7 protein-coding genes are annotated in these 11,985 nt (G+C 68.7%); 3 read left to right on the top strand and 4 right to left on the bottom strand.

What is annotated here, in order from left to right; all coding sequences use genetic code 11:
- Positions 1-1,655, top strand: a 1,655-nt coding sequence (locus AX692_RS07910; protein ID WP_073977621.1) for a DEAD/DEAH box helicase, incomplete at its 5' end; no start/stop codon positions are given.
- A gap of 18 nt (positions 1,656-1,673) precedes the next feature.
- Here the strand turns inward: AX692_RS07910 and AX692_RS07905 are convergent.
- The 4 genes from AX692_RS07905 to AX692_RS07890 form a co-directional block, all read right to left on the bottom strand.
- Entirely contained in the window at positions 1,674-3,110 is a 1,437-nt protein-coding gene (locus AX692_RS07905; RefSeq protein WP_073975618.1) for a glutamate synthase subunit beta, read from the bottom strand.
- Positions 3,111-3,132: 22 nt separating this feature from the next.
- Positions 3,133-7,773, bottom strand: coding sequence for a glutamate synthase large subunit (gene gltB, locus AX692_RS07900; RefSeq protein ID WP_073975617.1), 4,641 nt, complete (start codon positions 7,771-7,773; stop codon positions 3,133-3,135).
- Between the two features lie 275 nt (positions 7,774-8,048).
- Positions 8,049-9,032 carry a hypothetical protein gene (locus tag AX692_RS07895; RefSeq protein ID WP_073975616.1) on the bottom strand — a complete coding sequence of 328 codons (984 nt, stop codon included), beginning with the start codon at positions 9,030-9,032 and terminating at the stop codon, positions 8,049-8,051.
- A 7-nt stretch (positions 9,033-9,039) separates the two neighbouring features.
- A complete protein-coding gene (locus tag AX692_RS07890; RefSeq protein WP_073975615.1) occupies positions 9,040-10,293 on the bottom strand; it encodes a TIGR04063 family PEP-CTERM/XrtA system glycosyltransferase in 1,254 nt (417 codons plus the stop codon).
- 91 nt (positions 10,294-10,384) lie between these two features.
- Between AX692_RS07890 and AX692_RS07885 the strand changes: the two genes are divergently transcribed.
- Positions 10,385-10,600 carry a hypothetical protein gene (locus tag AX692_RS07885; protein WP_073975614.1) on the top strand — a complete coding sequence of 72 codons (216 nt, stop codon included), beginning with the start codon at positions 10,385-10,387 and terminating at the stop codon, positions 10,598-10,600.
- Complete coding sequence (locus AX692_RS07880; protein WP_073975613.1) at positions 10,597-11,979, top strand: putative O-glycosylation ligase, exosortase A system-associated; 1,383 nt, start codon at positions 10,597-10,599, stop codon at positions 11,977-11,979. The genes AX692_RS07885 and AX692_RS07880 overlap by 4 nt, the downstream gene beginning before the upstream one ends.
- The last annotated feature ends 6 nt before the right edge of the window (positions 11,980-11,985 follow it).

Below are 11,985 nucleotides of genomic sequence, written 5' to 3'. Positions count from 1 at the left end.
ACCTTGTCGTCTCGGCCCAGACCGGCTCGGGCAAGACGGTGGCTTTCGGTCTGGCGATGGTACCGGAACTGCTCGGCGAGGCCGAGCGGATCGGCTACCTCGAGGCCCCGCGCGCGCTGGTCATCACCCCCACGCGCGAGCTTGCGTTGCAAGTCAGCCGTGAGCTCGAATGGCTCTACGCCCGCACCGGTGCCCGTGTGGCTACGTGCGTGGGCGGCATGAACCCCTCGGCCGAGCGCAAGGTGCTGCAATCGGGCCCGGCGATCGTCGTCGGCACCCCCGGCCGCCTGCGCGACCATTTCGAGCGCGGGGCGCTCGATCTTTCACAGCTCGCCGTCGCGGTGCTGGATGAAGCCGACGAGATGCTCGACATGGGCTTTCGCGAGGAACTGGAAGCGATTCTTGACGGCACGCCGGACAGCCGCCGCACGCTGCTGTTCTCGGCCACCATGCCGCGCCCGATCGAGGCGCTCGCCCGCCGCTACCAGCATGAGGCGCTGCGCATCGCCACCATCTCCGAAGGCGGGCGCGGGCATGGCGACATTGCCTATCAGGCCGTCACCGTCTCCCCTCCGGAAGTCGAGAACGCGGTGGTCAACCTGCTGCGCTTCCACGAGGCGGAAACCGCGATCCTGTTCTGCTCCACGCGCGAGAAGGTGCGCCACCTCCACGCGACCCTGCAGGAGCGCGGCTTTGCGGTCGTGGCGCTGTCGGGCGAGCATTCGCAGGGCGAGCGCAACCAGGCGCTGCAGGCGCTGCGCGATGGCCGCGCGCGGGTGTGCGTCGCGACCGATGTCGCCGCGCGCGGGATCGACCTGCCGACGCTGAGCCTCGTCGTCCAAGTCGAGCTGCCGCGCGATGCCGAGACGCTCCAGCACCGTTCGGGCCGCACGGGGCGCGCGGGGCGCAAGGGGATCGCGGTGCTGATCGTGCCCTTCTCCGCCCGCCGCCGGACCGAGGCGATGCTGGGCCGCGCGCAGATCGCCGCCGAATGGCAGGACGTGCCGGGCCCCGAGATGATCGCGACGCGCGACCGCGACCGGCTGCTGGATAAGCTGCTCGCCCCGACCGAGTTCGACGCGGCCGACCGCGAGCTGGCCCAGCGCCTGCTCGCCGAACGCAGCCCTGAGGACATCGCCGCGATGCTCGTCCACGCCCACCGCGCGCGCCTGCCCGAGCCCGAGGAAATCGCCGCCAATTCGCGCGAGGCGCAGAAGGAGCGCCACCGCCCCGGCTTCGAGGACACGGTATGGTTCCGGATGGAGATCGGCCGCAGCGACGGGGCCGACCCGCGCTGGCTGCTGCCGCTGATCTGCCGCCGCGGGCACATCACGAAGAACGAGATCGGCGCGATCCGCATCGGGCAGGCGGAGACCTATTTCCAGATCCCGCGCGCGCTCGCCGACAAATATGCCGCCACCGCCGCGCGCACCGGCGAGACGCAGGGCGACGAGGAAATGGTGCGGATCGAACGCTCCGACGCCGGCCCGCGCGAGGCCGCGCGCAGCAACCGCCAGCTGCGCCCCTCGCGCAGCAATGCCGACAATGCCTTCGTCAAGGCCAAGCCGCCCGCGCGCGGGTTCGCCAAGCCGGGAAGTGGCCCCAGGCCGGGCAAGCCTGCGCATAAGCACAAGCGCAAGTTCAAGCAGCCCTAGGGCGCGCAGGCTCTCGCCTCAGCGCGGGAGTTCGGAGACCCCCATCAGCGCCTCGTCGACCGCGCGCGCGGCCTGGCGGCCTTCGCGGATTGCCCAGACGACAAGGCTCTGCCCGCGCCGCATGTCGCCGCAGGCAAAGACATTGGGCTCGCTGGTCGCATAGCTGTTCGTGTCCGCCGCGACATTGCCCCGCGCATCGAGCGTAACGCCCGCCTGTTCGAGCAGCCCCGCCTTGCGCGGGCCGACGAAGCCCATCGCGAGGAGAATCAGGTCGGCGGGGATGGTGAACTCGCTGCCGGCGATTTCCTGCATCTGGCGGTCCTTCCACTCGACCCGCACGCATTCGAGGCCCGTCACCTTCTCGCCATCGCCGATCACGCGCTTGGCGAGCACCGCCCAGTCGCGCTCGACGCCTTCCTGGTGGCTGGAGGAGGTGCGCAGCTTCATCGGCCAGTCGGGCCAGGTCAGCGCCTTGTCTTCCTTCTCGGGCGGCTTGGGCATGATCTCGAGCTGGGTGACGCTCTTGGCACCCTGCCGGTTCGAGGTGCCCACGCAGTCCGAGCCGGTATCGCCGCCGCCGAGCACGACGACATGCTTGCCGGTTGCCGTCAGGCTGCCGCGCGGGGCGGCGCGCAGCTCGTCATCGCCCGCGACGCGCTTGTTCTGCTGGGTGAGGAACTCCATCGCGAGGCGCACGCCCGGCATCTCGGCGCCCGGGATCTGAAGCTGGCGCGCATCTTCCGCGCCGCCGGCTAGCACCACCGCGTCGAAATTCTCCTTGAGGCTGGCGAAGGAGATGTCGACGCCCACTTCCTTCGAGGTTTTGAAGGTGACGCCCTCGGCCTCCATCTGCACGCAGCGGCGGTTGATGAGGTGCTTTTCCATCTTGAAGTCGGGAATGCCGTAGCGCAGCAGCCCGCCGACGCGGTCGGCCTTCTCGAACACGGTGACCGAATGGCCCGCCCGCGCCAGCTGCTGCGCGCAGGCGAGGCCCGCGGGGCCCGAGCCGACGATGGCGACCGACTTGCCGGTCTTCTTTTCGGGGACCTGCGGCGTGATCCAGCCTTCCTTCCACCCGCGGTCGACGATGGCGCATTCGATCGACTTGATGGTCACCGGCTGGTCGATGATGTTCAATGTGCACGCCGCCTCGCACGGGGCGGGGCAGATGCGGCCGGTGAACTCCGGAAAATTGTTGGTGGAGTGGAGGTTGGCGAGCGCGCGCTTCCAGTCCGCCTCGTAGACGAGGTGGTTCCAGTCCGGGATCATGTTGTTCACCGGACAGCCGTTGTGGCAGTAGGGAATGCCGCAATTCATGCAGCGCGAGGCCTGCCCCGTCAGCGTGGCATCATCCGGCTGGATGACGAACTCGCGGTAGTTCTTCAGGCGCTCTTTCGGGTCGAGATAATCCCGCTCGCGGCGGTCCAGCTCGAGAAATCCGGTTTCCTTGCCCATACTTACATCTCGTTCCTGAATTCTATTCTGCAGCGACGCTGGCAGCTTCGTGGCGCTCGGCTTCGAGCTTCTTGAGCGCCGCCGCATAGTCGCGCGGCATCACCTTGACGAACTTGCCCAGCGCCGCCTCCCAGTCGGCGAGCAGCGCGCCCGCCAGCTTGGAGCCGGTGTGGAGCTGGTGGCGCTCGACAAGGATGCGCAGCCGCTCGGCATCGTGGCGCAGCATGTCGCCCATGCCGAAGTCGTGGACCGAGCGCGGACGCTGGGCCGGGCGGCCCGTGCCCTCGTCGGCGTCCGGCGTAGCCGAAATCGGCAGCAGGTCGACCTGCGCGTGGTTGACGAGCTTCTCGAAGGCGCCCTCGGGATCATAGACATAGGCGACCCCGCCGCTCATCCCGGCCGCGAAGTTGCGCCCGGTCTTGCCGAGCACGACCACCACGCCGCCGGTCATGTATTCGCAGCCGTGATCCCCGGTGCCTTCGACCACTGCGATAGCGCCCGAGTTCCTGACCGCGAAACGCTCGCCCGCGACGCCGTTGAAATAGGCCTCGCCCGCGATCGCGCCGTAGAGGACGGTGTTGCCGACGATGATGTTCTCGTTCGACGCGCGCGCGGCCTCGGCAGGCTGGCGCACGATGATGCGCCCGCCCGACAGCCCCTTGCCGACATAGTCGTTGGCATCGCCGACGAGATCGAGCGTCACCCCGTGGGCGAGCCAAGCGCCGAAGCTCTGCCCGGCCACGCCCGCCAGGTTGATGCGGATCGTGTCGGTCGGCAGGCCCTCGTGCCCGTGCGCCTTGGCGATCTCGCCCGAAAGCATCGCGCCCACGGTGCGGTTGACGTTCCTCACCGCGTATTCGAGCTGCACCGGCTGCTTGGTGTCGATCGCGGTGCGGCAATCGGCGATCAGCTTGTTGTCGAGCGCGCCTTCGAGACCGTGGTCCTGCACTCCGACCTGGCGCAGCGAAGCCCCGTCCTTGAGTGGCACCTGGTGGAGGATGCGGCCAAGGTCGATCCCGCGCGCCTTCCAGTGGCGCTCCATCCGGCGGGTGTCGAGCCGGTCGACCCTGCCGACCATCTCGGCGACGGTGCGGAAGCCCATCTCGGCCATGATCTGGCGCAGCTCTTCCGCCACGAAGAACATGTAGTTGACCACGTGTTCGGGCTGCCCGGTGAAGCGTGCGCGCAGCACCGGGTCCTGCGTGGCGACACCGACGGGGCAGGTGTTGAGGTGGCACTTGCGCATCATGATGCACCCGGCGGCGATCAGCGGCGCGGTGGCAAAGCCGAACTCGTCCGCGCCCAGCAGCGCGCCGATGGCAACGTCGCGCCCGGTGCGCAGACCCCCGTCGACCTGCACCGCGATCCGGTCCCGCAGGTCGTTGAGCAGCAGGGTCTGCTGGGTCTCGGCGAGGCCAATCTCCCACGGGCTACCCGCGTGCGTCAGCGAGGTCAGCGGCGAGGCGCCCGTGCCGCCGTCATAACCCGCAATCGTCACGTGATCCGCGCGCGCCTTGGACACGCCCGCCGCGACCGTGCCGACGCCGACTTCGGAGACCAGCTTCACCGAGATGCGCGCCGCCGGGTTCACGTTCTTGAGGTCGTGGATCAGCTGCGCGAGATCCTCGATCGAATAGATGTCGTGGTGCGGCGGCGGCGAGATCAGGCCCACACCCGGGGTCGAGTGCCGCACCGCGCCGATGCGCTTGTCGACCTTGTGGCCGGGCAGCTGCCCGCCCTCGCCGGGCTTTGCGCCCTGCGCCATCTTGATCTGGATATCGTCCGAATTGACGAGGTATTCGGTGGTCACGCCGAAGCGCCCGCTCGCGACCTGCTTGATCCGGCTGCGCATGGAATCGCCGTTATCGAGCGGCTTGAAGCGGAACGGCTCCTCCCCGCCCTCGCCCGTGTTCGAGCGCCCGCCGATGCGGTTCATCGCGATCGCCATGGTCGAGTGCGCCTCGTGGCTGATCGAGCCGAGGCTCATCGCGCCGGTCGAGAAGCGCTTCACGATCTCGCTCGCCGGTTCCACTTCCTCGAGCGGGATCGGCTTGTCGGCCTTCTTGAACTCCAGCAGCCCACGGATCGTCAGCAGGCGTTCGGACTGCTCGTTGATCGACCTGGCGAATTCCTCATAATTCTTCGGGTCGTTGCCGCGCACCGCGTGCTGAAGCGCCGCAACGTTCTGCGGCGTCCAGGCATGCTCCTCGCCGCGCAGGCGATACTGGTAGATGCCGCCCACATCGAGCATCCCGTCATAGAGCGGGTTGTCGCCATAGGCCTGCCCGTGGCGGCGCAGCGCTTCCTCGGCGACTTCGGCAAGGCCGATGCCCTCGATGGTGGTGGCGGTGCCGGTGAAATACTTCTCGACGAAGGCGCTCGACAGCCCGACCGCGTCGAAGATCTGCGCCCCGCAATAGGACTGGTAGGTCGAGATGCCCATCTTGGACATGACCTTGCGGATGCCCTTGCCGATGGCCTTGATGAAGTTCTGCTGCACCTTGGTGGCCGGCAGATCGGGGTGGCGCCGGGCGCGCAGGGCTTCCAATGTCTCGAAGGCGAGATAGGGGTTGATCGCCTCCGCGCCGTAGCCTGCGAGCACGCAGAAGTGATGCACCTCGCGCGCCTCGCCGGTCTCGACCACGAGGCCGGTCTGCATCCTGAGGCCCTGCCGGACGAGGTGGTGATGCACCGCCGCGGTCGCCAGCAGCGCTGGCATCGGCACCCGGGTTTCGGACTGGCCGCGGTCGGACAGCACAAGGATGTTGTGATCCTGCAGCACCGCCTCGGTCGCAGCCCAGCACATTTCCTTCAGCGCCATTTCAAGGCCTTCGGCCCCGCTCCTGGCATCCCAGGTGATGTCGATCGTGGCGCAGCGGAACGCGCCGTCCAGCGCCTCTTCCACCGAGCGGATCTTGGCGAGATCCTCGTTGGTCAGGATCGGCTGGTCGACCTCGAGCCGCTTGTGCGTCCCCGCGTCGCGCCCGAGCAGGTTCGGCCGCGGGCCGATCATGCTGGTGAGGCTCATCACCAGTTCCTCGCGGATCGGGTCGATCGGGGGGTTGGTCACCTGCGCGAAGTTCTGCTTGAAGTAGTCGTAGAGCAGCCGCGCACGATTGGAGAGCACCGCGATCGGCGTGTCGGTGCCCATCGAGCCGATCGGATCGTCCGCGTCCACGGCCATCGGTTCGAGGAAACGGCTGATGTCTTCTTGCGTGTAGCCGAAGACCTGCTGGCGCTCGAGCAGCGTGCCCTCCTCGGCCGGGATCGCCGCGAGTTCGGGCACCACGTCGGTGATGTCCTCGAGCTTGTACTGCGCCTGGTGCAGCCACTCGGCATAGGGCTCGGCATTGGCGAGGTCGGCCTTCAATTCGTCGTCCTCGATGATGCGGCCCTGTTCGAGGTCGATCAGCAGCATCTTGCCCGGCTGCAAGCGCCACTTGCGCACGATATCCTCCTCGCGGAAGGGCAGCACGCCGCTTTCCGAGGCGAGGCAGACGATGTCGTCCTTGGTCACGCAGAAGCGCGCCGGCCGCAGCCCGTTGCGGTCGAGCGTCGCGCCGATCTGGCGGCCGTCGGTGAAGCACACCGAGGCGGGGCCATCCCACGGCTCCATCAGCGCGGCGTGGTATTCGTAGAAGGCGCGCCGCTCGGGGGTCATCAGCGGATTGCCGGCCCAGGCTTCGGGGATGAGGATCATCATCGCATGGGCGAGGCTGTATCCGCCCGCGATCAGCAGTTCGAGCGCATTGTCGAGGCAGGCGGTGTCCGATTGCCCGTGCGGGATGATCGGCCACATCTTGTCGAGATCGGGGCCGAGCAACTCGCTTTCCATCGTGCGGCGGCGCGCGTTCATCCAGTTGACGTTGCCGCGCACCGTGTTGATCTCGCCATTGTGGGCGATGAAGCGGAACGGGTGGGCGAGACGCCAGCTCGGGAAGGTGTTGGTGCTGAAGCGCTGGTGGACGAGGCCCAGCGCCGAGACGCAGGCCGGATCGCGCAGGTCGTCGTAGAAGCTGCCGACCTGCGTCGCCAGCAACAGCCCCTTGTAGACGACCGTGCGGGTGGAGAAGGACGGGATATAGGTCTCGGTCACCCCGGGCAGGCCGTGCTTTTCGGCCAGCTGCGCAAGCGGGTTCTGCACCTGCTTGCGGATCGTCAGCAGCTTCCTCTCGAAAGCGTCCTGATCAGCGCAATTCGCGCCGCGCGCGATCACCGCCATCTCGATCACCGGCATCGAGGCGATCACCGCCGCGCCGAGGCCTGCCGGCGTCGTCGGCACCTCGCGCCAGCCGATGAAGCGCTGGCCCTCCTTGGCAGTGAAGGCCTCCATCCGCGCCTTGACGAAGTCACGCGCGGCCGCGTCCTGCGGCAGGAAGCACATGCCCACGGCATAGTCGCCCGGCTGCGGCAGATCGTGGCCCTCGCCCTGCGCCCAGCGGCGAATCAGCGGATCGGGAATCTGGATGAGGATGCCCGCGCCGTCGCCCAGCAGCGGGTCCGCGCCGACCGCGCCGCGATGGTCGAGCTTCTCGAGAATCTCGAGCGCGCTCGCGATGATCGCATGGCTTTTCTCGCCCTTGATATGCGCAACCATGCCGACGCCGCAGGCGTCATGTTCGTTGGCGGGGTCGTAGAGACCCTGGGCGTTAGGGTAACCCATGGCAGTAGTCCGATCTGTCAGATGCCCAGAGGCGCGAACCTTGTCGCATGATCGCTCATGCGAAGGAACACGCCTCGGGCAGGCCTAGCGGGCGCGGCCCCCTTGGCGGGTGGCCATTGCTCGTTTTCGCGGCCCTCATGCCGACAGGAAGCGGGTTTGGCAAGGGCTGCGCGCGAAGCAAAATTTCTCGCAGACCTATTCAGACTTTAGGTCGATTGCGTGACGCGCAGGCCTCGGCCCGGTCGGTTGCAGCTTTTGCTCCAGCGCGGGCGGTCTCAGGCCGCGCCGCGGACGCGTTCCGGGTGCGGCTGGAGGCGCGCGCGCACGGCGTGGAGCGGCTCGTCACGGCGCGGCAAGCGCGGCGCGGGGCGGCCCTTGCCGCTCAGCGCCTCGAGCGCCCTCAAGGCCTCGGCCAGCGCCGCCTCGCGCGCGGCCAGATCGCCCGGCCCGAGATTGCGACCCGGCGCGCCCTCGCGCATTTCGTGGAGCGCGCCGGCAAAGCGTTCGACCATTTCGGCAAGGCTCAACTGGCTCGTCGGCACCGCGCGCAGACGGGCGAGCGCGGCCGAGCCCGGCACGGGCAGCGGCGCCGAGGCCGCGCGCGAAGCCACGGCGCTCGTGTCGGCGAGCGGCGCGGGGGCAGGTTCGGGTGCAGACGCGGCGGGCGCCGGCTCCTCGACCCACACCGCGTTGCGGCCGGGCAGTTCGGCGAAGGCGGCCAGATCGAGCTCGCGCGGCGCGCTGGCAGCTTCGGGCTCGGCGACGGACGGCACGGCACCGGCACCGGCATCGGCATCGGCATCGGCATCACGCCACGCCGGGGTCGAGAAGGGCATAGTCTCGACCGGATCGTCGAGCCGCCGCGAGCCGAGGTCGCGCGCGGGATTGATCGGGGTCACGCGGCGCGCGGCCATCTCGGCGATCGAGGGCCCGCTCACGTCGCGGCGTGCCGAGACATGGTAGAAGGCGGCAAAGGCGAACAGCACGATGCCGAGCAGCCCGCCGACGACCCAGGCGAGCGTAGGCTGCGCGGCAGCGGCCCAGGTGCCGATCAGCGTCCCGCGGAGCATCTGCTCGACCATAGCGGCCGGCAGCACCACCACCACGCCCGCGCCGAGCAGCGCGCCCCACACGCCCAGCAAGGGGGCAAAGGCAGGATGCGCGGCGAGCGGCAACCTGACAGGATGCCGGCCATCGGGGCGGCGGCGGCTCGCCTTGCCTCTGCGCTGCTCCGACTTGCCCTTGTGCCCCGATGCCATGCGACGACTACCCTGTTCGTGCGACAGCGCGCGGCGCGCCGTCTTTGTCACCTTGGGCTATCAAGAGATGGTAAACAGAGAGATAACGCCGCGCATTCGTGGCCCAGTCGTGACGGGTGCGCACATGATCGAGCGCGCGCGCTTTCATCGCGTCCCACGCGGCGCGGTTTTCGAGCAGGTGCGCGAGCGCGCCCGCGCAGGCGGCGGGATCGTCGGGGGCGAACAGCGTGCCCGTGACCCCTTCCGCGATCAGCTCGCGGTGCCCCCCCACGCTCGAGGCGGCAACAAGGCGGCGCTGGGCCATCGCCTCGAGCGGCTTCAACGGCGTGACCAGATCGGTAAGGCGCTGGGCCTTCCTCGGATATGCGAGCACATCGACCAGCGAATAGTAGCGCTCGACCTCGGTGTGCGGCACGCGGCCGGTGAAGATCACGGCCTGCGGATCGGGCAGAGCGGCGGCAGCGGCGCGCCAGCTTGCCTCCATCGGCCCGGCGCCCACCAGCAGCAGCCGGGATGCGGGATGCGACTGCCGCAGCAGCGGCATCGCGGCGATCAGATCGTCGACCCCCTCATAGGCATAGAAGCTTCCGACATAGCCGATCACCGGCGCCCCCGGAGCAATGCCGAGTTCGCCCGCGAGGCTCTCGTCGCGCGGCGGCGGATCGCCGAACAGGTCGAGGTCGACACCGTTGGGCATGACGTTGATGCGCTCTGAAGGAATGCCGCGCGCGGCCAGATCGCCCTTCAATCCCTCGCAGATCGTGAACAGCGCGTCCGCCGCGCGCGCCACGCGGGTCTCGAGCGTGCGGGTCAGCCGGTATTTGACATTGCCTTCCGTGCCCGAGAGGTTGCCGACCGCGGCATCCTCCCAGAAGGCGCGGATCTCGTAGACGAAGGGCACGCCCAGCGCCCGCGCCGCGCGCTCGGCGGCCGCGCCGCACAGGGCCGGGCTGTGGGCGTGGATGAGGTCGGGCCGCCATTGGTCGGCGAGCTTGAGAATCGCGGCGGTCAGCGCCCCGATCTCGCCCAGTTCGCGCAGGGCCGGAGGGCCGGAGGGGGTGCCCGGGGTGCGGTGGAAGGTCAGCCCGTCGGCCTCCTCGCAAGTGCCCGTGACAACCGCCTCGAGATTGTGCCGCTGCCCGGTGATCCCGCGCACCTCGAGTCCATGGCCTTCCTGCGCCTTCAGGATCGCGCGCGTGCGGAAGGTGTAGCCGCTGTGGAGCGGCAGGGAGTGGTCGAGAACGTGGAGGACGCGGATCATCGCCGTGCTCTAGCGCGCGCGTGCTTAACGCGGCGTCAACTGGCGCGGAGTAAGGCTCTGCCATGCTTCGTCCGCGGAACCTGGCCGACCGATGATCGACACCTTCGCCCTTGCGCTCGGCCACGGCCTGCTCGCGGTCGCGCTGATGCGGCTGGTGCTGCGCGAGGGGCTCGATGTCGACCCGCTGCTGGGTGAGATCACGTCCGAGACCGCCGACAACCGCAAGGCCGCCAGTGCCTCGGGCCGCAACGCGGCGCGCCGCGCGCGCGGCGAGCACGGGGCGGACGCCGGGGAGGAGGAGGCGTGAAGGACCTCTTCTTCCTCGTCTTCATCGCCTATGTCCTGCTGCTCGGTCTCAAGCGCCCGTTCCTGTGGGTGCTGCTCTATGTCTACATCGACATCCTTGCGCCCCAGCGCATCGGCTACTCGATCATCACCACCCTGCCCCTGTCGCTGATCGCCTTTGCAGCGGCCTTCGGCGGGTGGCTCGCGCTCGATCGCAAGGAGGGTGCGCGCTTCACCTTGCGGCAGGGGCTGATGCTGGGGCTGCTCGTCTATTGCTGGTGGACCACCGGCAATGCCGATTTCCCCGAGGAGGCGCTGACCAAGTGGGACTGGGTGTGGAAGGCGCTGCTGTTCGCGATCTTCCTCCCCCTCACCCTCACCACCCGCGCGCGGATCGAAGGACTGGCGCTCGCGCTGGTGCTGAGCGTGGCGATGATCGTGATCGCCACCGGCCTCAAGGTGGTGACCGGCGGGGGCGGCTATGGCGAATTGAACTTCTTCGTCGACGACAACTCGGGCATCTACGAGAGCTCGACCCTCGCGACGGTGGCGATCGGGCTGATCCCGCTGGTCTGGTGGTTCGTGCGCCACGGCACGATCTTCCCGCGCCACTGGACGGTGACCGCCTTCGCCGCCGCGTTGACCTTTGCCGCGCTGCTGGTGCCGATCGGCACCGAGGCGCGCACGGGCCTCTTGTGCATCGCCGCGCTGGCAGTGCTGCTGCTGCGCTATTCCAAGCGGCGTATCCTGTTCATCGCCGGGGCCGGCGTCCTCGGCCTGGCTGCCCTCCCCTTCCTGCCGCAATCCTATTACGACCGCATGGCGACCATAGCCGAGCCCGGCGGCGACGAGAGCGCCTCGACCCGTGTCGCGGTGTGGAACTGGACGCTCGACTACGTCCAGACCAAGCCGCTGGGCGGCGGGTTCGATGCCTATCGCTCGAACAGGTTCACCTACACAATGCCGGTCAAGAAGACCGAAGGGAACACCACGACGGTCACCTATCAGGAGGTCGAGGACAAGGCGCGCGCCTACCATTCCTCGGTGTTCGAGATGCTCGGCGAACAGGGCTGGCCGGGGCTCGGCATGTGGCTGCTGCTGCACGCGCTCGGCCTGTGGCAGATGGAGCGCATCCAGCGCCGCTGGAAGACCGCCGAGGACGAGGCCACCCGCTGGATCGCCCCGCTCGCCGCCGCGCTCCAGATGGGGGCGGTGATCTATCTCGTGGGCGCGCTGTTCCAGGGGATCGCCTATCAGCCGGTGATGCTGATGCTCGTGGGCCTCCAGATCGGCCTCGACACCTATTGCCGCCGGATCGAGTCGGCGCGCGATCTGCTCGAGCGCAGCGCTGCGAGGAAGGCCGCAGTCGCAGGCCAGATGCGCGGTGCCGTAGCGGCATAGAACGGG

The sequence above is a fragment of the Erythrobacter donghaensis genome (genome assembly GCF_001557325.1).
In the GTDB taxonomy this organism is placed as follows: Bacteria; Pseudomonadota; Alphaproteobacteria; order Sphingomonadales; family Sphingomonadaceae; genus Erythrobacter; species Erythrobacter donghaensis_B.
This window is presented reverse-complemented; position numbering and strand designations above follow the sequence as displayed.